The following is a 22550-nucleotide window of genomic DNA, read 5'->3' on the forward strand; positions in this document are numbered from 1 at the left end:
ACCGGATCACGGCAGTCCACCGAACGGAGATGTACGAATGATGGGCAACCGACAGCTGTGTCTGGCTCGGCGGCCGGAGGGTGCGCTACATGTCGACGACTTCGACGTCGTCGAGACGCCGGTGCGTCGGCTCGCCGACGGCGAGGTCCTGGTCCGCAACACATGGTTGTCGATCGACCCATCGCTGCGCATCCGCTTGCACGCTCGGACGCCGGACGGATATCTCCCGCCACTGGCCATCGGAGAGCCGCTGGCGGGGCTCGCCCTCGGCGAGGTCGTCGATTCCCGATCTCCCGATTTCGCGGTGGGCGAATTGGTCTCGCACACGCTGGGTTACCGCGATCTCGCGATCCTCGATGGCGACGCAGGCACCTTCGGCGGGTACGGCGCCCCCACCCGGATCGTTCCGCACGGCTTTCCCGCCCAGTGGTTCCTGGGTCCGCTCGGCAGTTCCGGCCTCACCGCGTACGTCGGCGTGACCGAGATCCTGCGAGTCGCCCCCGACGACACGGTCTGGGTGTCCGCGGCCGCGGGTGCGGTAGGCAGCCTGGTCGCGCAACTGGCGCGGCAGCGCGGGGCCACCGTCATCGGGTCGGCGGGGCGTCCGTCGAAAGTGGACCATCTCCTCGTCGCGTTCGGGCTCGACGCGGCGTTCGATCATCGCGCACGCCCGCTCACCGAGTCACTCGAGGAGTGTGCACCCGAGGGCATCACCATGTACTTCGACAGCGTCGGCGGTGGCCATCTGACCGCCGCGCTCGACGCGCTGCGGTCAGGTGGCAGGATCGCGGTCTGCGGTGCGATCTCCGGGTACGACGCCGGTGCCCCGGTTCCCGGTCCCCACAACCTGTTTCAATTGGTCTCGAAGAGCATCCGCATGGAGGGATACCGGGCGGGCTCGTTCAACCACCTTTCGCCCGCCATGCAGGAGGAAGTCGGCGATCACCTCGCCGCCGGACGGATACGTTTCGACGAGAGGGTGTTCGACGGTCTCGAGTCCGCCCCGGCGGCCATGGTCGCGATGTTGCACGGCGATCACATCGGCAAGACCCTCGTCGCACTGGGTGAGAGGAACTGATCATGCGGGCTGTGCAACTCGTCCAATGGGGAGCCCCGGTCGAGGTCCGGGAGATCGACGACCCTCAGCCCAACGGCACCGAGCTTCTCCTCCGCGTGGACGCAGCGGGCCTGTGCCTCTCGGACATCCACGTGATGGACACCGGCGCCGGCGTCTTCGATTACCCGATCCCGCTGACCCTCGGCCACGAGGCCGCGGGGACGGTCATCGAGGTCGGGCCGTCGGCAGACAAGTCGTGGCTCGGCCGGCGCGTGGTCGTGCACGGCATCTGGGCATGCCGGCGATGCCGCAACTGTGTACGCGGGCGCGAGAACTACTGCCTTCGACTGGCACGGAACCCGGGCGCACCGTTGCCACGTATCGGTAACGGGCTTGGCCACCACGGCGGACTCGCCGAGAAACTGCTCGTGCCGTCGGATGAGGTCCTCGTGCCGACAGGCGACCTCGATCCGGCGCTCGCGGCTCCGCTGGCCGACGCCGGTTTGACCGCCTTCCACGCCATCCGGATGAACCACGACCTCGTCGACGAATCAACGGTCGCGGTCGTGATCGGCATCGGCGGGCTCGGCCACATGGCAGTACAGATCCTCTCGGCACTGGACGTCGCCTCGGTGATCGCCGTCGACAAGCGACCGGAGGCACGCGAACTCGCGTCGACGCTGGGTTGCGTTGCCGCGCATGCATCAGTCGGCGAGGCGTCCGAGGCCGTCCGGAGCCTGGGCGGCGCCGACCTCGTCATCGACTTCGCCGGCGCACCGTCGACGGTGGAATCCGCCATCGGACTCCTGGGCCCCGGTGGACGGCTGGTGGTGGTCGGGACCGCCGGTGGACGCGTCCTCGTCGGCAAAGACCTCGGCCTCGCACAGGGATGGCAGGTGGGTGCACCGTTCTGGGGAACGCGTTCGGACCTGACGGCGGTCGTCGAGCTCGCTGCGTCCGGTCGGTTGTCCGCGGAGACGGTCGAATTCGCGCTCGAGGACGTGCCGAGGGCTTATGAGCTGCTGCGACGCGGCGAGGTCGCCGGACGTGCCGTGGTGCGTCCGAACGGATGAGATCCCGCGGGAGGTGGCAGCCGCTACGCGTCCCGCGGGAGCCCAGCCGAGGCAGCGGTGTCGGCCGCGGCGAGACCGAAGACCAGGGCTGTCGCCAGCCCACCACCGTAGGCGCGGTGCCAGAGACCGCCGGTGTCCGACCCTGCGGCGAGCAACCCCGGGATCGGGTCACCGGATTCGGCTGTCACGCGGGCATTCGCGTCGGTCCGGATGCCGACGAACGGGAAGGTGACCGCGGGGACGGTCTCGACGACGTAATACGGCGGCTCGTCCAGTGGTAGCGCGTCCAGCGCGCGAGGGACCGACGGGGAACCGTCGCGGACACTCGCGTTGTACGACTCGATCTCGGCGGCGATGACCGAGCCGTCGTAACCCCACTCCTCGGGGAGGTACTTCAGTTCGTCGAGGGATTCCGCGACTCCGACGCGGCCACCGCGTTTGCTTGCCAGCGCGAATTTGTCGGGCGCGATCGCACCTTCGACATACGCCGTCGTCATCCAATCGCGGTGGACCCGCGCGTCGCCGATCAGCAGGCCGCGCGCCTCCGGCTGCTCGAGCAGCTCCATCGTCGTCAGGTGGTCGGCGAGCGATTCGTCGGTGAACCGCTTGTTGTCGAGGTTGAACAGCAGTGCGTGTTCGCTGTAGTAGAGGGCGAGTTCGACGTAATCCGCATCGCTGAAAGAGATCTCGCTGGGGATGAGGTGGCCGTAGAAGCCCGCCCCGGCAGTGCCGAAGGCGGCACCGGCAGCGGTCGCGAGACGGTGCCCGTCGCCCCGGCTGTTCGGATTCGACCGGAGCGCAATCGTGCGCGCCGAGGGGTGCAGGCAGCGCGCGCGGAGTTCCGGGTCGGCCTGGAATCCGCCGGTGGCGATGAGCGTGTGCTCCGCCCGGATCTCCCGGGCCGCCCCATCGGCGGTCCGGACGACGGCACCGACGACGGCATCCCCGGACATCGTCAGCTCCTCGGTGTCCGCACCGAGCAGAATCTCTCCACCGAAGTCCTGCAGGATCTTTCGGCACAGGTCGACGTAATGGTTGGTGTCGAGCCGGTGCCCGCGGCCATAGCTCAGGATTCGCTGCGCTGGGCCCACATCGGCGCCGAGAACGCGCAGCCAGTCGACCGCTGGACCGAACCCGTCGACCAGACGCCGGCGGAGCACCGGGTCGCCGTCCGGGTTCTGCTCGGCCATCACCTCGTGGTCGGGCATCGTCCACACATATCCCGCGTACCGGGCCGAACCGCCCACGTCGGCGGCGACGTCGACCAGACACACCGACATCCCCTGCGTTGCGGCCCTGGCCGTCGCGGTACACCCGGCCATGCCCGCGCCGATCACGAGGAGGTCGAAGCCGTTGTCTTTCATGTCTTCCCCTCACTCGTGCCGTTCGCGCGGCCGGATCGGGCCTCTTTGACCGCAGTAGCGCGCGTGGCCGGGCCGCGACTGAATTGATATCAGTTCTTGAACTTTACGGAGCCCGCGATGTGGTGTCAACAACACCCGGCTCGCCCCGCAGCAATACGACCCGCCACTCCCACCGCCCGACGTTCCTCGTCCTCGCGGTGAGCGTTTCGTCGATGGCGATGCTGCAGTCGGTGGTGATCCCGGTGCTGCCCGCGCTCCAGCGGGAACTCGGCACCGATCCGGTCGGCATCACCTGGGTCCTCACGTCATTTCTGCTGTCGGCATCGGTGTGTACCCCATCATCGGGCGCTGCGGAGATCTGTTCGGCCGCAAGCGCGTGTTCGTCTGGTCCCTCGTGGTTCTCGCCGTGAGCACCGTGATGGCCGCCTTCGCGTCGACACTGGCGATCATGATCGTCTCCCGAGTCCTCCAGGGAGTTGCGGGCGGTCTGTTGCCCGCCGCGTTCGGCATCGTCCGTGACGTCTTCCCTCCCGAGCGGGTGGCAGGCGCGATCGGCTCGATCGCCGCATTGATCGCGGTCGGGTTCGGGATGGGGATCGTCATCGCCGGACCGATCGAGTCCACGTTCGGCGCCGGGTGGTTGTTCGGCCTGCCGTTCGTCGTGATCACAGCGGCGTCGATCTGCGCGGCGATCGTGATCACCCCGGACAGCAAGAGCTCATCGGACACCCCTCTCATCCTTCCTCCTCGGGGTGGGGATGTTCGCCGCGTTCACCGCATTGCCGCAATTCCTGCAGTCGCCGGAGACGGACGGGTTCGGCTTCGGCGCGTCGACCACGATCGCCGGCCTGATGATCATGCCCATCTCGGCGGGAATGTTCGTGCTGGGACTGCTCGCCGGTCGGCTGACCCGACGATTCGGCGCCCGGCTACTCCTGATCGGCGGCTCGCTCGTCGCATCGGCCGGGTACCTGGCACTCGCGGCGGCACACACCGTGGCCGGTCTGATCTACCTCTGGTGCACGATCGTCGGTGTCGGGCTGGGACTGGCCTTCTCCGCGGTGTCCAACCTGGTGATCGCGGCGGTCCCGCCGGAGCAGACCGGTGCCGTGAGCGGGATGAACGTCAACATCCGGACAGTCGGCGGCGCGGTGGGGGCGGCGCTCATGGCCAGCCTGGTCGCGATCGGGAGCGACTCCCCCGGCGCCCCCTCGGATGTCGGGTACACGATCGGGTTCGTCATGATCGCTGTCGCGGTCGCGCTCTCGGCAGCCGCCGCAGCGGTCGCTCCATCTCGGTGAGATCGTCCCGACCACGTCCGGATGCCGGTATGCTGAGCCGACGCCGGCGAGGGGACGCAAGTCGAATGCACGAAGAGTCGGGTGATCGGGATCAACCTCGTCACACGCGCGACGAATTGGTCGCCGAACTCGGATTGTCCCCGGAGTTCGCCGAGAAGGCCTGGAATGCTTTCGGATTCGTCCGACGCCCCTCGTCGGACAAGGTCTTCTCCGACCGCGACGTCACAGCTCTGAAGGTCTTCGCCAGCTCATCGTCGGCAATGCCGGAGACCACGCAGATCGCGATGGCACGGGCCATCGGCCAGACCATGGCGCGGCTGGCCGAGTGGCAGGCCGACCTTCTCCGCGACATCGCCGACGATCCGGCTGTCCCGTGGGACATGGAGCAGATGAGCGTCGCCCTCGGTCAGATCCAGCAGCTCATCTGGCGTCGGCACATGGCCCAGGCCATCGAGCGGCACGCCGACCACTCCGCCGACGAGGAGATCGACCTCATCGTCGGTTTCGCCGACATCGTCGGTTACACAAGCCTTTCCCGTCGTATCGACCTGAACGACCTGGAAACCCTCCTCGGCTCATTCGAGGACGACACCTTCGATGTGGTCGTCGAACACGGTGGCCGCGTGGTGAAAACACTCGGTGATGCCGTGATGTTCACCTTCGACGACGCGGGGGCGGCAGCAAGCGCCGCCCTCGAGATCCATCAGTTGTCCGACCACGACAACCTCCCTCCGCTACGCCTGGGCATGGCACGCGGCGCGGTGCTCACCCGACTCGGCGACGTCTTCGGGGAACCGGTCAACATCGCCTCCCGTCTCACCAGTTCGGCAAGGCCGGGAACCACCCTCGTCGACGACACGATCGCCGATGCACTGCGAGACGACGACCGATTCTTCCTCAAATCTATTCCGACGCTCCGTGTTCGCGGATACAAGCACCTCAAGGCACGCGTTCTCGAGCCGCACCGCGACGGCCCGCTCAACGACTGACCCACCGCCATCAACTCGAGCCCGGACCGACCACGCTGATCCGCACCTCGCTCGCCTTGATGACGAGGTGCACGGCGAGACCGGCGGCGAGTCCGAGATCCGCTATCGCCGCCCAGGTGACCTCGGCGGCGACGACCTGGCCGCCGACGTCGGTACTGATGACGGCGTGATCCCCGCGGGGCACGACGTCTCGGACCGTCGCGGGCAGGACGGTGCGCGGACTGCCGTGCGGGGCGTCGAGGTAGACCGCGACAGCCCGCGGCGAGAACGTGGCCGCAACGGATGCGCCGGGAGCGGGCACATCCACAGGACCGTCCCCCACCGAGCCGACCACTCGGCGGCCGTCGGCGTCGACGACGGTGTCGGGACCGGCCATGCTGCCGACGAAGAGATTGAGGCCCGACAGCGACGCCGCGAACCGACTGGACGGACGCGTGAGAACGTCACGTGTGGCTCCGGTTTCGACGACGCGACCGGAATCGAGGACGATGATCTCGTCGGCGAGCCCGAGTGCATCCACCGGATCGTGGGTCACCATCACGGTGATCCGACCCCGGTCGGCCAGCAGATTCCGCAACAAGGCCCGCAACCGGCTCGCGACGTCGACGTCCAAGGCGCGGAACGGTTCGTCCAACAACAGGATTCGCGGTTCCGCGGCGAGCGCACGGGCGATCGCGACCCGCTGGGCCTGTCCGCCGGAGAGCTGGTGTGGTTCACGGTCGGCCAGATCGGCGACCTCGGCGGCACCGAGCCATCGATCCACGCGCGCACCGACCTCCTCCCTCGACAACCGCTGCGCCGACGGCGCGAAGGCGACGTTCTCCGCAACGGTCATGTGCGGAAACAGACGCGCGTCCTGCGAGAGCAGTGCGACCCCGCGACGATGCGGCGGCACCGACCGTCGACGATCACGGAACACTGTCTCGCCGAGCATGATCCGACTGGGCTCGTCCGGACGCAGCAATCCGGAGATCGCTCGCAGCATCGTCGATTTGCCGGCACCGTTGGGCCCGACGACGGCAGACGTGCCACCGGCGGCGAACCGATGCGCGATCTGCAGGAACGGCACCGCGTTGTCGATGGACACCAGCAGATCGTCCTTCACACCGCACCCGCCCAACCACGACGCCGGCGACTGTGCACTCCCACGACGACGACCAGCGACACGGCGACGAGGATGAGCGACAACGGGATCGCCGCCTGCGGGTCGTCGATGGCCGACACGTAGATCGCCAGCGGCGCGGTCTGGGTCACCCCGGAAGCGTTCCCGGCGAACGTGATCGTCGCACCGAACTCCCCCAGCGCCCGCGCGAAAGAGAGCACCAGGCCCGCGACGAGTGAGGGCATGACCAACGGCAGCGTCACCCGCCACAGCGTCCGGGTCGGACCGGCACCCAGGGTCGCGGCGACCTCCTCATATCGCGTGCCGACGACACGCACCGCACCTTCCACGCTGATCACGAGGAACGGCAGCGCCACGAAGCTCTGCGCGAGCACGACCGCCGTTGTCGTGAAGGCGATGTCGACACCGGCCGCGTGCAGATGTTCGCCGACGATCCCGAGCCGGCCGAAGGTGTACAGCAGTGCGAGACCACCGACCACCGGCGGTAACACCAAGGGCAGCAGCACGAGCGCGCGGAGCACCCGGATGATCGGACCGTCATGTCGCGCGAAGATCAGCGCCATCGGCACCCCGACCACCAGGCAGATGACGGTGCTGCACGTGGCGGTGATCAGCGACAGTCGCAACGCATCGAGCGACGAGGACGACGAGATCTGCTCGACGAAGGTGCCCCACGGCGCCCGGAGGACCAGCGCCACAGGAGGAAGGACGATCAGCCCGACGCCGATCAGTGCCGGACCGTACATCCAACCGGGCAGGCCCGCGGGGTCTCGTCGTGCCCGGAGCGACGAACGGACGGTCACGGCGCACCGAAACCGTCATCGCGCAGAATGCGCTGACCGTCCACGCCCAGGACGAGCTCGACGAACCGCGTGCCGAGTTCGACGTCCCCGGCGCCGGTGAGAGTCGCGATCGGATACGAGTTGACCACTGCCGCGAAGGCGGGGTCGGTCACGGTGGCCACCTTGTCACCGGCGCCGCGCGCATCGGTCACGTACACCACGCCCGCGTCCGCCTGCCCGGTCGTCACCTTCGTCAGCACGGCACTCACCGACTGTTCCTCCGACGCGGCGTCGACGGTGATCCCGGTGTTGCGTTCGACGGTCTCGGTCGCCGCCCCGCACGGCTGGGCCGACTGGCAGACGACGGTCGTCACGTCGGGTTTGTTCAGATCGGCGAAGGATCTGATGCCGCGAGGATTGCCGGGCGCGGTCACGATCACGAGTGTGTTCGTGGCGAAGACCTCGGGGGCGATGGCGAGGTCACCGAGCTTGTCCATGTTCTTCTCGTCGGCACTGGCGAACACGTCGGCGGGCGCACCTTGCCGGATCTGGTTGGCCAGGGTCGACGAGCCGTCGAACGACAGCCGCACCGTGACACCGTCGTGCTGCTCCTCGAACTCGTCGGCGATCGCGGTGAACGTCTCCTTCAGCGACGCCGCGGCCGAGACGTCGAGAGTCGTTGCAGCGGAGTCGCCGGAGACGGCACCCACGCCGCCGGAGGCGGAACACCCAGCCGTGAGCAGCAGCCCGGCGGCAGCGACCGCGACGGCACACCTCCTCATCTGTTCTCCCGGTTGGTCTCGACGATCACGGTCGTCGCCTTGACGACGGCCGTGGCCACGACGCCCGGTCGCAGGTCGAGTTCACGGACCGCGTCCGCACTCATCAGCGACGTCACCTCGAACGGCCCGCACTGCAGGGTCACCTGAGCCATGACCGCATCCGTGCGGACATCGGTGACGAGACCGGTGAACCGATTGCGCGCCGAGCGCCCCACCGACGCGCCGTCGTCCGGTGCCACCGCACGCTCGCGGGCGAGGGCGGCGAGTCGTGCCCCGTCGACGGTGGCGACCGGCCCGTCATCGGAGGGTTCGAGGACGCCGGTGGCGACCCACCGCCGAACCGTGTCGTCACTGACGCCGAGCAGCACGGCGGCGTCTTTGATTCGAATAGCAGTCACCGCGACACCCTACCCGCATACGCGGCGATAAACGCTCAATATCTCCGCATCATCGGACTCTGGAAGTATTGACCTCAAGTGAACTTGAGGTTCTACGCTCGAATGCGATCCGGCCGTCGGATTCGTCGTCGAAGAACCGATGAATTCGCTGCGGGCGGACGGTCTGACCTCTCGAAGAAGATCACCACACCCCGAAGGTGCCCTGAATTGTTCCCCGACGTCACCCGGACGCCACGAAATTCAGTCGCGGCTGTCACACCCCATAGATACCGTGGAGAATCATGAGCTCAATCACAGTTCCCGCCACCGCACCGGGAGAAGTCGCGACGTCCGACGTCGCCATCGAGGCCATCGACCTCGTGAAACGCTTCGGCGATTTCACCGCTGTCGACGGCGTCAGTTTCACCGTGCCGCGGGGCTCGGTACTCGGACTGCTCGGCCCCAACGGCGCGGGCAAGACCACCACCGTCCGCATGATGACCACCCTCTCACCACCCACGAGCGGAACCGCCCGCATCGCCGGCTACGACGTCCGCGAGCAACCCGGGATGGTCCGCCAGAACATGGGCCTCACCGGACAGGCGGCCACGGTCGACGAGATCCTGACCGGCCGCGAGAACCTGCGAATGATCGGTGGCCTCTACGGCATCGGACGCAAGACCCTGACTCGCCGATCGGAAGAACTCCTCGAACAGTTCTCCCTCGCCGAGGCCGGTGACAAACAGGTCAAGTCGTACTCCGGCGGCATGCGTCGCCGACTCGACCTCGCGGTCAGTCTGCTGGCCACGCCCCCGGTGCTGTTCCTCGACGAGCCGACCACCGGCCTCGACCCGCGCAGCCGTTCCGAACTCTGGGAGGTCCTGCGCGAGCTCGTCGCCGACGGGACCACGTTGCTTCTCACCACGCAGTATCTCGAGGAGGCCGACCAGCTCGCCGACGACATCGTCGTCATCGACAAGGGCAGGATCATCGCGCACGGCACCTCACTGCAGCTCAAGGAACAGGCCGGTTCGGCCAGCCTGGTGCTGACCGTCTCGCACGCCGCCGACCTGCCCGCCGCGGAGGCCCTGCTCCGCAAGAACGGTGCGGAGGTGTTCGTCGACGTGGCGGCCCGCCGGCTGACGACCGCCGCCGGCGGCCTGGGCGACCTTCCGCGCGTCGCCGCCTGGTTCGACGAGAGCGGCATCGCCGTCGACGACTTCGGGCTCTCCCGTCCGAGCCTCGACGACGTCTTCCTCTCCCTCACCGGCCACCGCGCCGAGGAGTCCAGCAATGCCGAGGACACCGACAACACCACCGACGAGGAGCGATCCTGATGACCACCACGGCACACACCCACGCGGTGGTCGCGGACAAGCCGCGGGTCCACCCGACCACGATCTGGCAACAGGCCTGGATCATGGTCAAGCGGAACATGATCCACACCAAGCGGATGCCGGAGATGCTCTCCGACGTCACCATCCAGCCGATCATGTTCGTGCTGTTGTTCGCGTACGTGTTCGGCGCGTCGATCCAGACCGACTCGGCCTCCTACAAGGAGTTCCTGCTCCCGGGCATCATGGGCCAGACGATCGTGTTCACCGCGTTCATCGTCTCCACCGGCATCACGGCCGATCTCGAGAAGGGCATCATCGACCGATTCCGGTCGCTGCCCATCCAGCGGTCGTCGGTGTTGATCGGACGCAGTATCGCCAGCCTGCTCCACAGTTCGATCGGCATCGTCGTGATGGCGGTGACCGGCCTGGCCATCGGCTGGCGGATCCGGGGTTCGTTCGGTGAGGCGGTCCTCGCCTTCGCGCTGCTCCTGCTCTTCGGCTTCGCGATGATCTGGTTCGGCATCCTGATCGGTTCGTGGCTGCGGACGGTCGAGGCCGTCAACGGCTTCATGTTCTCGGTCCTGTTCCCGATCACGTTCCTGTCCAACGCGTTCGTCCCGACCGAACCGATGCCCACCTGGCTGCAGACGATCGCCGAATGGAATCCGATGTCGTCTCTGGTGCAGGCGTTGCGTGTGCTGTGGGGCAACGGACCGGCTTTCGGACCGGGCGCGGCTCTGCCCATGCAATATCCGGTCCTCGCCACCTTGATCTGGACGGTCGCGCTGACGCTCGTCTTCGCCCCGTTCGCGCTGCGCGCCTACAACAAGCGCACCTCGGACTAGACCACCACCCGACCGAGGTTCGTCGACGCGACCCGCTCAGGCAGTCAATGTGATTGCCTGCAGCGGGTCGCTGTATATGGCGTCGAGTGAGACGGCGCCCGCTGCCTGCTGCTGAACGGTTGCACCCGAATGGGAGACGCGCACATCGCGTTTGGGCACGATCGAGGTGTCCCGCACGGCGCGAGCCACCGTAGGCAGGCCGGCCGCATAGTCGGTGAAGGCCTGGCCGCCCAGGATGATGTGGTCCGGATTGAAGATGTCGGCGATGAGCCCGACCGTGCGTCCGAGCACCTCCGCCCGCTCTTCGAGCAGACGGCGGGCCGTCACGTCGCCGCTGCGGGCGAGAGCATGGACATCCTCGACATCGGTCACCGAGAGGCCAAGCGCCCGAGCCGCTTCCACGACGCCGGTGTCGCTCACCGCGGGTTCGAGGCGACCGGTCCGGTTCGGGTCCAGGAGAGTGGTCGAACCCGTCGGGAAGTGCCCGATCACCGGCGGGCCCGCGGTCGGCGTGTGCACCGTCCCGCCGACACTGAACGCGATGCCGAGCATCTCGCGCGCGTAGAAGTAGAGGAAGCTCGACTGCTGGTCGTCGGGGTTGAGCACGAGTTCGGCGGCCGCCATGGCCTCGACGTGAGACGCCACCGACACCGGCAGTCCGACGGCCTCGGCGATCGTCCGGCCGACCGGCGCACCCTCCCAGCCGAGCCGGGGATGGTCGACGACACCGCCGTCGGTCACGCGCCCACCGAGTGCGACACCCACCCACAGCACCCGCCGGCCCGTCCACCGCTCGGCGAAACGCCGTGCGCTGACACCGATCGCGGTGAGCGCTTCTTCCGGGTTGTCCGCGTGCGGAGTCGGGATCTGGATGGCGCCCACGACGCGATGCAGCAGGTCGTGCGTGGTGATCGCGGTGACCTTGTAACCGATGTGGATGCCGAGGGTCAGGAACTCGGAGATGTTGACCTCGAACGGCAGCCGCGGACGTCCGATGGCACCCGAGGGCGCGAGGTCGGCCCGCTCACGGATCAAACCTGCCTTGAGCAGCGCGCTGACCTGGCGGTTGACCGTGGAGATGCTGAGCCCGGTGCGCTCGGCCGCGTCGTCGCGGAACAGCGGTCCCGACAGCCGGGCAGCCCTCAGGACGAGTGCCGCGGGTTTGGTCGACAACTCCAGGCGCGGCGTTGCGACGTGCACCCGCTGGTCCCCCTTCACTGGTCCGCGACGGTCGGCCACCGGACGCGGGGTCCGAGTCGACGGTACGGAAGTCAACGGTACGGGCTTGCGAGTTCCCTGCTGAGCACGACGCACCGTGCGGGTGACCGGTTGACGCCGGACAGGAGAGGCGGGGGCATTGCGCAGGGTACGGGTGGAGAGTTCGGGCAGTGTGGTGGTCATGATCGTCCTCGTCGAAAGACCCCGCGGATCGCGGGGCGGAAGCCGGAAGCTGGTGCTCTGAGAAGAGACTCGAGAAACGACGCCCCGGGGAGGAGATTGACTCGGCGGGGGTCGGTCAGCGCATTCGACGGCAACAACAGAGAACGCGTGCAAGCGGCAGACGACAGCCCAGCGCGGTGGTCACATAGGTGACCTCCGTGAGCCTGTGGTCGGCACTTGTCATGCGGATCAAGCTAGCAACGCGACCCCGCACCGGCAAGCCCGTGTGGCCCCCGTTCGACGGCGTCGGGGACCGGCAGCACACGCGTCCACCGGCGAGAATAGGCTCGCCGGGTGGACGCAGACAGGGGTTGTACTCACCCTGATCCGAACCCGCCCGGCGGCCGGCGTCCCGACCTGCGGACCGAGGGCGAAGCGGACCGTGGTCGGCTTGGCCACTCGAGTCGAGGCTGTCGGTGCACCCCGGTAGATTGTGAGCATGACCACAACGAGCCCAGCGGCTGAGTCCAGCGCCGTGACCGACGCCGAGTTCCTCGACGTCAGCGAGCCTTTCCGCCGTGAGATCATCGCGCACTGCTACCGGATGACGGGGTCCCATCACGACGCCGAGGATCTCGCCCAGGAGACCTTCCTGCGGGCATGGCGTGGCTACGCGAAGTTCGACCACCGGGCATCCGTGCGTACCTGGCTGCACAAGATCGCGACCAACACCTGTCTGACGGCGCTGCAGAGTTCCCAGCGCAGACCCCTCCCCTCCGGTCTCGGTGGCGACGCCTTCGACCCGACCGACGACCTGTTGCAGAACCACGAGGTGCCCTGGCTCGAACCGTATTCCGGCACCGCCGACGAGATCGCGCCCGGCGACGATGCGGACCCCGCATACGTGGTCGGCGCCCGCGAATCGGTTCGGTTGGCGTTCATCGCCGCTCTGCAGCATCTGCCCGAGAGGCAGCGCGCGGTCCTCATCCTGCGCGACGTGCTGCAGTGGCGCGCCGCCGAGGTCGCCGACACCATCGGCGTCACCACCGCCACCGTGAACAGTCTTCTGCAGCGGGCCCGCGAGCAGGTCAAGACCGCTCGGCCGCAACAGGACTCGGTCGGCGAGGCAGCCGCGACGACGCTCGACGACAACGCGAAACGTGAGCTGCTGGCCCGCTACGTGTCGGCCTTCGAACGCTACGACGTCGACGCCATGGTCGAGTTGTTCACCGACAAAGCCATCTGGGAGATGCCGCCGTTCACCGGTTGGTACCAGGGCGCCGAGAACATCGGAACCCTCATCCGCCACAATTGCCCGGCCGAGAAGCCGGGCGATCAGATCATGCTGCCCACCACCGCAAACGGACAGCCTGCATACGGGCTGTACATGCGCGAACCCGACGGTGTCCACCGACCGTTCCAGCTACAGGTGCTCGAGATCGACGCAACGGCCGGGAAGGTCAGCCATGTCGTCGCCTTCTTCAGCGACGACCTGGAGGCGGAGTTCGCACGCTTCGGGCTTCCGGCGACCCCGTACGACGCGCCGGCGCGCTCCGCGGCGAGTCCCTGGCACTGATCCCCCGCTCCTCTCCGGTCCCGCGGTCAGTCGTCGGGGGTCTGGGGGATCTGCGACGGGTCCATCCAGACGATCTCCCAGGCATGACCATCCGGGTCGCAGAAGCTGCGGCAGTACATGAATCCCAGATCCTCCGCCGCGCGGAGTTCACTGCCGCCGCACCCGAGCGCGGCGTCGGCGAGTCGGTCCGCGTGTGCGCGGCTGTTCGCGGAGATCGCGAGCAATGATTCGCGACCGCGCGACGGATCGGCGACCGTTCCGGCCGCGTAGCCCGCGAATCGTCGGTGCTGCATGAGCACGACCATCGCGGAGTCGTTGATCATCATGCAGGCACTGCCGGCGTCGCAGAAGATCTCATCGAAACGGAACCCGAGCGTGCCGAAGAACCGACGCGACCGCGCGACGTCCACAACGGGCAGGTTGACGAACAGCATCGGCGTCACGGGCGCACTCCAGACATGTCGGGGGTCAGTGGTACTGACCGGCCCGGCGCCCCGAACTCATCGAAGCCGACATAGGGTGCAGGCATGGGTGTGATCTATCTGGTTCGTCATGGTCAGGCGAACGCATTGGCCTACGGCATCGCCGACGCCACTGATGACCTGAGCAACGGGCCCGGCGGTCTCACCACCGCCGGGGCGACACAGGCCGCTCTGTCCGGCGGCTTCCTCGCCGGGCAGATCGACACCTTCACCGCCGCAGCCAGTGGCGACCTGCCCCGTCAGCAGCAGACGCTGGACGGAGTGCTCGGAGCGTTCGCCACCGACCGGCCCCGCCCCCACGTCGACCCGGGCTGGAACGAGTACTCGCTGCCCGCGCTCGTCGGCGAGGCCACGCCGGAGATGTACCGCGACGGCCGCAGCTATCAGGAACAACTCGACAAGGGACTCGCGGCCTGGATCGCGGCCGGCGAGCATGACGCGGCCCCCGGCCTCGACGGCGGCCCGGCCGAGAGCTACCCCCAGTTCAAGGCACGCGTCTCCGACGCGGCCGCCCGTGCCACCGAACTCGCCGGCTCGGGTCAGACGGTGCTCGTGGTCTCCTCGGCCGGCACCATCACCCAGTGGATCGCCCAGTTGTGGGGCATCCCAGACGACACCTGGCCCGCGATGGCCCGCACCATGGTCAACGCTTCGATCAGCAAACTCATCGTCGGCCGGAGCGGCGTCTCGGTGGTCTCGTTCAACGAGCACGGTCACCTGTCGGACCGCGAAGGCGGAATCGCCACCTTCCGCTGAGGCAGGTACGAGAGCAGAGCCAGAACCCTACGCCCGGTGCAGGTTCTCCCCCGGCCGGGTGATGACGACGTTCGGGAGCACCGCGAACCGCGACAGTTGCGTGATCGAGTGAGCGACCACCGCGATGTCGTCGGCCGTGATCATCTCGTCGGCGGGAATGCGATCCTTGAGCCAGTCGGTCATGTCGGTGTTGACATACCCGGGTGCGATCGTCGTGGCGCTGACCCCGCTGCGCGATTCCTCGAGGTTGAAGGTCTCGCACAGCGAGATGAGTGCCGCCTTGGTGGCACCGTAGGCGGACAGCTCCGGCTCCGGGTACACACCCGTGATCGACGCCACGGCAATCACTTTCGCTGATCCATGCGCCTCTGCGGTCGCGCGCAGTGCCGGCAACGCCGACTGCAGCAGAACATAGGGGGCACGAACGTTGACCTGGTAGAGGCGGTCGAAGCGCTTGACCGGGAGGTCGGCGATCATGCCCTTCGAGCCCATGCCGGCGTTGATGATCAACGCGTCGAACCGTCCGAACGCCTCCGCATGCGCGGTACCGAGCGCGCTGATCGCATCGGCATCGGTCATGTCCGCGGGCACGACCTCCACCCGCCCGGCACCCCGCTCGAGAAGCTCGGCGGCCTTCTTCTCCAGCGCCTCTCGCCCGCGGGCACTGATGGTTAGGTCCCAGCCGTCGGCGGCGAACCGGTCGGCGATGGCCGCACCGATCCCCCGCGAGGCACCGGTCACCAACGCGGAACGGTTCTTGCTCGTCTCACTCATGCGGTCACTCCCTCGACTGCGCGCGAACCCGCGCGGTGTGTTCTGACATCACGGCTTCGATCAGCCGATGTGGCGCAATCCCTCGGCGATGAACGTCGCCGTGGCCTCGGCCGCCTTCTCGGCACCGTCGCCCGACGACGCGCCCGAGAGCGCGCGGTAGGTGATCCCCTCGGCGATCACGCCCAGTTTCAGATTGGCCAGCCCGAGATAGAAGTCCCAGTCACCGAGATCGGACCCCGTTGCGGTGGAGTACTTCTGCGCGATCTCTTCGACCGATGCGTACCGATCGCTGGTCCAGGCCGCGGAGAACCCGAGGACCTGGTCGAAGGCGCCGGTGCGGTACACACACATCAGGGCGACATCGGTCAGCGGGTCACCGAGTGTGGACATCTCCCAGTCGACGACCGCCGCGATCCGCGCCGGATCGTCGGCGTCGATGATGGTGTTGTCGACACGGAAGTCGCCGTGCACCACCGACTCTCGCGCCTGCTCCGGAACCCGTGCGGCCAGCGCGTCGACGAGCCGCTCGACATCGGGTAGCTCGCGCGTCTTCACGTGCCCCCACTGTCGCGCCCACAATTTCACCTGACGCCCGGCGAAGCCGGCCGGGCGACCGAATTCGCCGAGTCCGACCTCGCGATAATCCACGGCGTGCAGGTCGGCGAGGGTCTGCACGAGGGCGTCGAGATTGCGTGCGACCTCGTCATCGGAGTACGCGTCCAGATCGGCGGCGGTCCGGACGACTCGGCCGTCCACGAATTCCACGACGGTGCACGGTGCGCCGATGGTCGAACCGTCGGCATCGAAGGCGACGGTCCGCGCGACCGGGACCGACGTCGACTGCAGCGCGCTGGTGACCGCCCACTCCCGGCCCATGTCGTGAGCGGACGGGGTGAGCCCACCGGTCGGCGGCCGGCGCGCCACCCAGGTGGTGACCCCGTCGGTGACGGTGTAGGTGAGATTGGACTTGCCGCCGCTGATGAGATCGATCGCGAGTTCACCGGCGGGTTCGACACCGTTGTCGATCAGCAACCGGCGCAGGCGGTCTCGGTCCAGCGCGGCATCCACGGCGGTCATCGGGCACCCGCCGATGCCTTGGCCTCGAGCGCCTGCTGGGCCTTCTTCGCGCGCCCGACGGCGCGACGGGCGATCGCCCACCGGTGGACCTCGGACGGGCCGTCGTAGATACGGAACGGCCGGAGTTCCTGCGACAGGCGGGCCAGCGGCAGATCGGCGGATACGCCGAGGCCTCCGCACATCTGGATGCTGCGGTCGGCGATCCGCGAATACGCCTCGGCCGCAAAGGTCTTGGCGATGGACGTCTCGTCGGAGGCGTGGTTGCCCAGATCGAGCTCGTGACAGGCCTTCAGCAGCAACGCGCGGGTGGCCGCCAGATCGATCTCGTTGTCGGCGACGAGCTGCTGGATCATGCCCAGGTCTCCGAGGCGTCCGCCGAATCCCTCACGGCGCGAGACATAGTCGACGGCGACGTCCTGGCAGCGCTTTGCCGAACCGAGCCATCGCATCACATGGGTCATGCGGGCGGGTCCGAGCCGGACCTGCGCGTAGCGGTAGCCCTCGTTCACCTCGCCGAGGATGTCCTCGTCGGGAACGAAGACATCGGTGAAGGTCACCTCACAGTGACCACCGATCATCGCCTTGTCGATGGTGTTGATGTGACGACCGACGGACAACCCGGGGGTGTCGGCGGGCGCGAGGAACATCGTGGCCCCGCCGCGGTCACCGGGCGCCCCCGAGGTCCGCGCCATGATGATGAAGAACCCGGCACCATCGGCTCCGGTGATGAAGTGCTTGTCGCCGTTGATCTTCCAGCCTCCGTCGACCCGAACAGCCTCCGTGCGCAGTGCGCTGGGATCCGAGCCGGCACCGGGTGCGGGTTCGGTCATCGCGAAGGCCGAACGGACGTCACCCGCCGCGAGCGGAGCGAGGTACTTCTGCCGCTGCTCCTCGCTCGCGATGTGGGCGAGCATGTGCACGTTGCCCTCGTCGGGAGCGCCGATGTGCAGCGCGATCGGACCGAACGTCGAGTAGCCCGCCGCCTCGAACACCGGAGCGCGGTCGCACATGTTGAGACCCAGTCCGCCGAACTCGACCGGTGCGTGGGGCCCGAAGATCCCGGCCTCCTTGGCCTTCGCATTCATCTCGCGGCGGATGTCGTCACCACCAGCGGCCGTGATGTCGCCCACCGCCTCGTCCTCGATCGGCAGGACGTAGTCGCGGACAAAGGTCTCGGTCTTCGCGACCACATCGAGCACATCGTCGTCGTGACGAAGATCTATGGGCATGGTGACTCCTTAACGCATGGGCCGGTATCGGTTCAGCCCGCTCGCTTCGCTCCCGGCGCTGGTGAGTTCCCCGATCGCCGACCGATCGCTCGCTCGGCGTCCCATACCTTGCCAGGCCACACCCGCCTGGTCAAGCTCAACCGACGATGGAGTCGGCCCAGGCCCTCAGTCCACCCGGTAGCCGACCAGCGCGCGGGCCAGCTGCAGATTGCGCGCGATGAGCTCATCCGGGCCCAGCAGGCCGTCGAGCTTGAACCAGGTGGACACCCCGACGCACATGGTGGCCACGGCCCGCGCCGCGTCTTTCGGGTACTCGGTGGTGAATTCGCCCGCCTCGACGCCGGCGAACACGATCTCGTCGACCATCCGCTGCTGCCGGTCCCGATGCCCGATGTAGGTGGGCCGGTAGGTGTCGTCGAGGCTGCGGATCTCGGTGGAACCGACGAACGCCTGTTCCCGTCGATACATGTGGAATCGGAGGAGCGACTCGACGACGGCGTCGAACTGCCGGATCGGTTCGGGTCCGGCCTCGAGGATCGCGGCTTCCGAGCGCGCCAGCAGATCGGTCATGGTCCGCTCGAGCAGACCCTGCAGCAACGACTGCTTCGACGGGTAGTGGTGGTAGAGGCCCGGCACCGACAGATTGGCGCGCGCGGCGATCTCCCGAACCGAGGTGCCGTGGTAGCCCTGCTCGGCGAAAGCGGCCAGCGCCGCCGCCAACGGAACCGGGAGTTCGGGCTCGCCGTAGTCGCGCCAGCCGTCCAGTTGTTGCGTTGCCGGACGGATGTCTGCTTCGCCGGGTCCGCCACTCATGGCATCAAACATATCCCGCCGCGCAGAACTACTCCGCATCGCCGGTGCGGCGCGACAGACTCTTCTCCAGCATCTCGGCGGGCGAGACCAGCAACGAGATGCTCAGATCCACCACCTCGGCCTTGTCCAGGTCGACGTCACCCTCGAGCCACGCCGCGAGCAGCCGGCTGAGTCCGCCGACCTGATAGTGCGCGACGCCGACCGCCGCCGCGGGTCCCACGTGGACGTCGAGGATGGCCGATGTGCTCTGCAGGGTGAGGCCCGCGAACAGCGCGGTCGACTCCATCCGCTTGGCGGCGATGACGGGGCTCAGCAATGCTTGCGAGAACAGCAGCCGGCCCTTGCGGCGGTCCGCGTCGATGACGTCGACGATCGCCGTCACCGCGCCGGCGACCTTCGCCCGCATGCTCGCACCCTCGGAGAACGCGGCGAGACTGGCCTGCGCGATCTCCTCGATGACCTCGTCGTACATGACGCCGACGAGCTGATCGACCGACTCGAAGCTCTCGTAGAAATAGCGGGCGGTGAGTCCGGCACGCCGGCATACGCCGCGCACCGTCACCGCCCCGACGTCATCGGCCCCGAGCAGGTCGAGACCGGCGTCGATCAGCGCCGACCGACGCCGCGCGACACGGGTGTCGCCGCCTTCGCCGCCGTAGGCCCGCAGCGTTCCGGTCGAGTCCGACGCCGCAGCGGATCGGCTGTACGGAGTCGATGGTGCTCGTCCCATGATTCCTATCTTGACACCCCGGTAAGTTAGGTGTGTCATAAAACGGGAAACAGACGTTTCCAGATTCGGGAGGGGTGCTCGATGGCAACGGAGCCTATCACCAGTGGAAGTTCGGCCCTGTCACCACAGGCGTCAACGGACGTGACCGTCGAGGTCGAGGAGTTCCTCGCCGCGGAGCGACCGGACACCGAGTTCCTCCCCTCCACCGCCCGGATGTCCCGCGCGGAACTCGACGCTCTCCCCACCAGCCATCTCGACCCGCTCGGCATCGGGGTGATCGCCGGCGCCGCGAACGTGATCATGCAGCTCAGTCTCCCCGCGGTCGGCTATGGCGTGTACGAGAGCCGCGTGGACTCGGGGAACCTGTTCAAACACCCGATGAAGCGCGGCCGCACCACGCTGAGCTACCTCGCCGTCGCCGGGCTCGGAAGCGCCAAGGACCGCAAGGCCTATCGCAAGGCGGTCGGCAAGGCTCACGCGCAGGTCCGTTCGACCGCCGACAGCCCGGTGAAGTACAACGCCTTCGACCCGAAGCTGCAGCTGTGGGTCGCGGCCTGTCTCTACCGCGGCACCGAGGACGTCCATCGCATCTTCGGCGGGATCACCGAGGTGACCGACGAGCGCTACCAGGCCGGCGCGGTCCTCGGCACGACACTCCAGGTCCCCCGCGAGATGTGGCCCGCCACGCGCGAGGACTTCGAGACCTACTGGAACGACACGGTCGAGACCCTCGAGATCGACGACACCATCCGCGAGTACCTGATGTCGATCGCCCGCGCCGAGTTCCTCGGTCCGGTGATCTCGCGACTGTTCGGCTGGCATTTCCAGATCATGGCCATCGGCTTCCTGCCCGAGAACTTCCGCCGCAAGATGCGCGTCCAGCTCTCGCCGTGGCAGGAGTTCTACTTCGACAAGCACAACGCGATCCTGCGGGCGATCGTCACGCGGGCCCCGCGGCCGGTACGCGCCTTCCCGTTCAACGTCCTGCTCGCCGATGTGCGGTGGCGCATGCGCACCGGTCGCCCGCTGGTCTGAGCGGGCAGGGGGACTACAACCGCCGCAGTGCCTCGCGATCGAGGTCGGCGACGTCGGTGTGTCCGGAGAGGCCGAGGGTGAGGTCGAGTTCGGCGATGATGTCGGCGACCGCGTCTCGGGCCCCATCGGCGCCGGCGAGCGCCAGACCGTACATGTGCGGCCGCCCGATACACGCGGCGTCGGCACCCAGGGCAAGTGCCTTGAACACGTCGGAACCGGTGTAGATCCCCGAATCGATGAGAACCTTGATCCGGCCGTCGACGACCGGCGCGATGGCGTCGAGGGCGTCGATCGAGCTGATCGCGCCGTCAACCTGCCGACCGCCGTGATTGGAGACGACGATGCCGTCCACCCCGGCGTCGACGGCACGACGCGCGTCGTCGGGATGCAGGACACCCTTCAGCACGATCGGCAGTGAGGTGCGTGCGCGCAGACCGGCGAGGTCGTCCCAGTTCAGCGATGGCCGCGAGTAGATGTCGAGGAACGTCTGTACCGCGGCACGCGGCTGCGGCGACCTCACGTTCTGCAAGAACCTGCCCGGTGCGTTGCGGGTGATGGAGATGAGGGTCGCGATCGCGCCGAGTGAGATCTCCGGGCGTTCGTCGGTCGCGGCGCGCAACCGTTGGGCGACGATGTCGACGAACCTGCGGTCGGACGTGTACTGGGCAATGCCCTCACCACGCGCGAACGGGAGCGAGCCGAGGTTCAGGTCCTGGGGCCGCCACCCCAGCATCGTCGTGTCCAGGGTGACGACCACCGCCTCGGCGCGGATCGCCGCCGCGCGCTCCAGAAGACTGTCGACGAGGTCGTCGTCGGTGGACCAGTACAGCTGGAACCAGCGCGGCGCACCACTGTCCACCTCGTCCATCGCCGCGGCGACGTCCTCCATGGTGACGCTGGCCTGATTCGAGAAGATGTAGGGCACACCGAGTTCGGCGGCGGCGCGCCCGATGAGCGCGTCGGCTCCGGGTGCGGCGAGCGAACCGGCCCCGATCGGCGCGAACAGCACCGGCGCCGGCAGCCGCCTGCCGAACAGGTCTGTGCTCAGGTTCCGCTGGGAGACATCCCGCAGGATCCGCGGCACGATCGCCCAGCGGTCGAGTGCCGCTCGGTTGGCCGCCATCGTGCGGCCCTCCCCGGCGCCGCCCGCGATGTACGCCCAGGCGCGGGCGGACATCGCGCGCTTGGCGCGGCGCTCCAGTTCGGCGAAATCCGTTGGTACGCGTGGCTTTCGCCGATGAACCCCGGCGGTGTAGATGTCGTTCTGCCGTGCACGCCCGTATCCCGCGGTCATGGGTGGTGATGGTAGCGCCGGCGTCGGGTGCCCGGCCGGTATTGCCGGAGCGCGCCGCTCAGCGCGTGGCGACGGCGGTGGCGCCCGCCGCGGCGACGGTCACGACCGCCACCGACGGCCACGCACCGATCTTCTTCGCCAGGGGATGCGAACCGCCGAACGCCGCCAGGTAACCGGCGAGCAGACCGCCCGCGACCGCAGGGCCCTTCGTCAGCGCCCACCGGCGGGTGCACCAGGCGCCGGCCGAGCCGAGCACCACACCTCCGAGTTCACGGCGACCGCTGTACCGGGCGACAGCGAAACCACCGACGAGACCGACCGCCACCACGGGCACCGTTGCATCCACAGCCATGCGACCCACGCTACCGCGACCA

Annotated in this window: 23 protein-coding genes and 2 pseudogenes; 11 read left to right on the forward strand and 14 right to left on the reverse strand. The window is 68.0% G+C overall.

Annotation, left to right across the window (positions count from 1 at the left end):
• Positions 1–40: 40 nt before the first annotated feature.
• Together KTR9_RS23480 and KTR9_RS23485 are read left to right on the forward strand one after the other, a co-directional pair.
• Positions 41–1078 (forward strand): NADP-dependent oxidoreductase, encoded by a 1038-nt coding sequence (locus KTR9_RS23480; RefSeq protein ID WP_044508241.1) that lies wholly within the window; start codon positions 41–43, stop codon positions 1076–1078.
• Between the two features lie 2 nt (positions 1079–1080).
• Positions 1081–2130: an alcohol dehydrogenase catalytic domain-containing protein gene (locus KTR9_RS23485; protein ID WP_014928452.1), complete on the forward strand. Its 1050-nt coding sequence runs from the start codon at positions 1081–1083 to the stop codon at positions 2128–2130.
• Positions 2131–2153: 23 nt separating this feature from the next.
• Here the strand turns inward: KTR9_RS23485 and KTR9_RS23490 are convergent, their stop codons facing one another.
• Entirely contained in the window at positions 2154–3494 is a 1341-nt protein-coding gene (locus KTR9_RS23490) for an FAD-dependent oxidoreductase (protein ID WP_014928453.1), read from the reverse strand.
• Between the two features lie 122 nt (positions 3495–3616).
• Here KTR9_RS23490 and KTR9_RS28165 point away from each other — a divergent pair, with 122 nt between their 5' ends.
• The 4 genes and pseudogenes from KTR9_RS28165 to KTR9_RS23500 all read left to right on the forward strand — a co-directional run bounded on the left by KTR9_RS28165 (position 3617) and on the right by KTR9_RS23500 (position 5784).
• Positions 3617–3904 carry a hypothetical protein gene (locus KTR9_RS28165; protein WP_274518053.1) on the forward strand — a complete coding sequence of 96 codons (288 nt, stop codon included), beginning with the start codon at positions 3617–3619 and terminating at the stop codon, positions 3902–3904.
• Positions 3871–4155, forward strand: a pseudogene (locus tag KTR9_RS27770) (MFS transporter); the annotation flags it as partial. The gene KTR9_RS28165 and the pseudogene KTR9_RS27770, both read left to right, overlap by 34 nt.
• A gap of 82 nt (positions 4156–4237) precedes the next feature.
• Positions 4238–4795, forward strand: a pseudogene (locus KTR9_RS26600) (MFS transporter); the annotation flags it as partial.
• 65 nt (positions 4796–4860) lie between these two features.
• Positions 4861–5784 (forward strand): adenylate/guanylate cyclase domain-containing protein, encoded by a 924-nt coding sequence (locus tag KTR9_RS23500; protein WP_014928456.1) that lies wholly within the window; start codon positions 4861–4863, stop codon positions 5782–5784.
• 10 nt (positions 5785–5794) lie between these two features.
• On the opposite strand, the gene KTR9_RS23505 is transcribed toward KTR9_RS23500, so the two are convergent.
• Genes KTR9_RS23505 through KTR9_RS23520 form a run of 4 tightly spaced genes read right to left on the reverse strand, consistent with a single transcriptional unit; the run spans position 5795 to position 8869 of the window.
• Entirely contained in the window at positions 5795–6889 is a 1095-nt protein-coding gene (locus KTR9_RS23505) for a sulfate/molybdate ABC transporter ATP-binding protein (RefSeq protein WP_014928457.1), read from the reverse strand.
• The gene (locus KTR9_RS23510) at positions 6886–7653 is read right to left on the reverse strand and encodes an ABC transporter permease (protein WP_014928458.1); all 768 of its coding nucleotides are present in this window, start codon (positions 7651–7653) and stop codon (positions 6886–6888) included. The genes KTR9_RS23505 and KTR9_RS23510 overlap by 4 nt, the downstream gene beginning before the upstream one ends.
• A gap of 53 nt (positions 7654–7706) precedes the next feature.
• Positions 7707–8471: a molybdate ABC transporter substrate-binding protein gene (gene modA / locus KTR9_RS23515; protein ID WP_014928459.1), complete on the reverse strand. Its 765-nt coding sequence runs from the start codon at positions 8469–8471 to the stop codon at positions 7707–7709.
• Positions 8468–8869, reverse strand: a complete 402-nt coding sequence (locus KTR9_RS23520; protein WP_014928460.1) for a TOBE domain-containing protein — start codon at positions 8867–8869, stop codon at positions 8468–8470. The genes modA and KTR9_RS23520 overlap by 4 nt, the downstream gene beginning before the upstream one ends.
• 281 nt (positions 8870–9150) lie before the next feature.
• Here KTR9_RS23520 and KTR9_RS23525 point away from each other — a divergent pair, with 281 nt between their 5' ends.
• Both KTR9_RS23525 and KTR9_RS23530 read left to right on the forward strand, forming a co-directional pair.
• Complete coding sequence (locus tag KTR9_RS23525; RefSeq protein WP_010843106.1) at positions 9151–10185, forward strand: ATP-binding cassette domain-containing protein; 1035 nt, start codon at positions 9151–9153, stop codon at positions 10183–10185.
• Positions 10185–11030 (forward strand): ABC transporter permease, encoded by an 846-nt coding sequence (locus tag KTR9_RS23530; RefSeq protein ID WP_014928461.1) that lies wholly within the window; start codon positions 10185–10187, stop codon positions 11028–11030. Before KTR9_RS23525 ends, KTR9_RS23530 begins: the two co-directional genes overlap by 1 nt.
• 36 nt (positions 11031–11066) lie before the next feature.
• Here KTR9_RS23530 and KTR9_RS23535 read toward each other — a convergent pair whose 3' ends face one another.
• Positions 11067–12230, reverse strand: coding sequence for an ROK family transcriptional regulator (locus KTR9_RS23535; RefSeq protein WP_014928462.1), 1164 nt, complete (start codon positions 12228–12230; stop codon positions 11067–11069).
• Positions 12231–12909: 679 nt separating this feature from the next.
• Here KTR9_RS23535 and KTR9_RS23540 point away from each other — a divergent pair.
• A complete protein-coding gene (locus KTR9_RS23540; protein WP_014928463.1) occupies positions 12910–13986 on the forward strand; it encodes a sigma-70 family RNA polymerase sigma factor in 1077 nt (358 codons plus the stop codon).
• A 26-nt stretch (positions 13987–14012) separates the two neighbouring features.
• Here KTR9_RS23540 and KTR9_RS23545 read toward each other — a convergent pair whose 3' ends face one another.
• The gene (locus KTR9_RS23545; protein ID WP_014928464.1) at positions 14013–14429 is read right to left on the reverse strand and encodes a VOC family protein; all 417 of its coding nucleotides are present in this window, start codon (positions 14427–14429) and stop codon (positions 14013–14015) included.
• 84 nt (positions 14430–14513) lie between these two features.
• Here KTR9_RS23545 and KTR9_RS23550 point away from each other — a divergent pair, with 84 nt between their 5' ends.
• Positions 14514–15224: a histidine phosphatase family protein gene (locus KTR9_RS23550; protein ID WP_014928465.1), complete on the forward strand. Its 711-nt coding sequence runs from the start codon at positions 14514–14516 to the stop codon at positions 15222–15224.
• A gap of 27 nt (positions 15225–15251) precedes the next feature.
• On the opposite strand, the gene KTR9_RS23555 is transcribed toward KTR9_RS23550, so the two are convergent.
• From KTR9_RS23555 to KTR9_RS23575, 5 genes are all read right to left on the reverse strand, one after another.
• Positions 15252–15998, reverse strand: coding sequence for an SDR family NAD(P)-dependent oxidoreductase (locus KTR9_RS23555; RefSeq protein ID WP_014928466.1), 747 nt, complete (start codon positions 15996–15998; stop codon positions 15252–15254).
• Between the two features lie 60 nt (positions 15999–16058).
• A complete protein-coding gene (locus tag KTR9_RS23560) occupies positions 16059–17075 on the reverse strand; it encodes a phosphotransferase family protein (protein WP_014928467.1) in 1017 nt (338 codons plus the stop codon).
• Positions 17072–18304 carry an acyl-CoA dehydrogenase family protein gene (locus tag KTR9_RS23565; RefSeq protein WP_014928468.1) on the reverse strand — a complete coding sequence of 411 codons (1233 nt, stop codon included), beginning with the start codon at positions 18302–18304 and terminating at the stop codon, positions 17072–17074. Before KTR9_RS23565 ends, KTR9_RS23560 begins: the two co-directional genes overlap by 4 nt.
• A gap of 165 nt (positions 18305–18469) precedes the next feature.
• A complete protein-coding gene (locus KTR9_RS23570) occupies positions 18470–19117 on the reverse strand; it encodes a TetR/AcrR family transcriptional regulator (protein WP_010843115.1) in 648 nt (215 codons plus the stop codon).
• Between the two features lie 28 nt (positions 19118–19145).
• Positions 19146–19847: a TetR/AcrR family transcriptional regulator gene (locus KTR9_RS23575; protein WP_014928470.1), complete on the reverse strand. Its 702-nt coding sequence runs from the start codon at positions 19845–19847 to the stop codon at positions 19146–19148.
• 81 nt (positions 19848–19928) lie between these two features.
• Here KTR9_RS23575 and KTR9_RS23580 point away from each other — a divergent pair, with 81 nt between their 5' ends.
• Entirely contained in the window at positions 19929–20882 is a 954-nt protein-coding gene (locus KTR9_RS23580) for an oxygenase MpaB family protein (RefSeq protein ID WP_014928471.1), read from the forward strand.
• A gap of 13 nt (positions 20883–20895) precedes the next feature.
• Here the strand turns inward: KTR9_RS23580 and KTR9_RS23585 are convergent, their stop codons facing one another.
• Positions 20896–22176, reverse strand: a complete 1281-nt coding sequence (locus tag KTR9_RS23585) for an alpha-hydroxy-acid oxidizing protein (RefSeq protein WP_014928472.1) — start codon at positions 22174–22176, stop codon at positions 20896–20898.
• A 58-nt stretch (positions 22177–22234) separates the two neighbouring features.
• On the reverse strand, positions 22235–22528 hold the full coding sequence (locus KTR9_RS23590) for a hypothetical protein (protein ID WP_014928473.1): 294 nt from the start codon (positions 22526–22528) through the stop codon (positions 22235–22237).
• Positions 22529–22550 lie beyond the last annotated feature (22 nt).

Source organism: Gordonia sp. KTR9, assembly GCF_000143885.2.
In the GTDB taxonomy this organism is placed as follows: Bacteria; Actinomycetota; Actinomycetes; order Mycobacteriales; family Mycobacteriaceae; genus Gordonia.

What these genes read in the sequence shown, in the direction of transcription:
- KTR9_RS23480 (WP_044508241.1), top strand. Translation starts at nt 41, where the DNA reads ATGGGCAACCGACAGCTGTGTCTGGCTCGGCGGCCGGAGGGTGCGCTA.
- KTR9_RS23485 (WP_014928452.1), top strand. Translation starts at nt 1,081, where the DNA reads ATGCGGGCTGTGCAACTCGTCCAATGGGGAGCCCCGGTCGAGGTCCGG.
- KTR9_RS23490 (WP_014928453.1), bottom strand. Translation starts at nt 3,494, where the DNA reads ATGAAAGACAACGGCTTCGACCTCCTCGTGATCGGCGCGGGCATGGCC.
- KTR9_RS23500 (WP_014928456.1), top strand. Translation starts at nt 4,861, where the DNA reads ATGCACGAAGAGTCGGGTGATCGGGATCAACCTCGTCACACGCGCGAC.
- KTR9_RS23510 (WP_014928458.1), bottom strand. Translation starts at nt 7,653, where the DNA reads ATGTACGGTCCGGCACTGATCGGCGTCGGGCTGATCGTCCTTCCTCCT.
- modA (WP_014928459.1), bottom strand. Translation starts at nt 8,471, where the DNA reads ATGAGGAGGTGTGCCGTCGCGGTCGCTGCCGCCGGGCTGCTGCTCACG.
- KTR9_RS23525 (WP_010843106.1), top strand. Translation starts at nt 9,151, where the DNA reads ATGAGCTCAATCACAGTTCCCGCCACCGCACCGGGAGAAGTCGCGACG.
- KTR9_RS23530 (WP_014928461.1), top strand. Translation starts at nt 10,185, where the DNA reads ATGACCACCACGGCACACACCCACGCGGTGGTCGCGGACAAGCCGCGG.
- KTR9_RS23540 (WP_014928463.1), top strand. Translation starts at nt 12,910, where the DNA reads ATGACCACAACGAGCCCAGCGGCTGAGTCCAGCGCCGTGACCGACGCC.
- KTR9_RS23550 (WP_014928465.1), top strand. Translation starts at nt 14,514, where the DNA reads ATGGGTGTGATCTATCTGGTTCGTCATGGTCAGGCGAACGCATTGGCC.
- KTR9_RS23555 (WP_014928466.1), bottom strand. Translation starts at nt 15,998, where the DNA reads ATGAGTGAGACGAGCAAGAACCGTTCCGCGTTGGTGACCGGTGCCTCG.
- KTR9_RS23560 (WP_014928467.1), bottom strand. Translation starts at nt 17,075, where the DNA reads ATGACCGCCGTGGATGCCGCGCTGGACCGAGACCGCCTGCGCCGGTTG.
- KTR9_RS23565 (WP_014928468.1), bottom strand. Translation starts at nt 18,304, where the DNA reads ATGCCCATAGATCTTCGTCACGACGACGATGTGCTCGATGTGGTCGCG.
- KTR9_RS23570 (WP_010843115.1), bottom strand. Translation starts at nt 19,117, where the DNA reads ATGAGTGGCGGACCCGGCGAAGCAGACATCCGTCCGGCAACGCAACAA.
- KTR9_RS23575 (WP_014928470.1), bottom strand. Translation starts at nt 19,847, where the DNA reads ATGGGACGAGCACCATCGACTCCGTACAGCCGATCCGCTGCGGCGTCG.
- KTR9_RS23580 (WP_014928471.1), top strand. Translation starts at nt 19,929, where the DNA reads ATGGCAACGGAGCCTATCACCAGTGGAAGTTCGGCCCTGTCACCACAG.
- KTR9_RS23585 (WP_014928472.1), bottom strand. Translation starts at nt 22,176, where the DNA reads ATGACCGCGGGATACGGGCGTGCACGGCAGAACGACATCTACACCGCC.
- KTR9_RS23590 (WP_014928473.1), bottom strand. Translation starts at nt 22,528, where the DNA reads ATGGCTGTGGATGCAACGGTGCCCGTGGTGGCGGTCGGTCTCGTCGGT.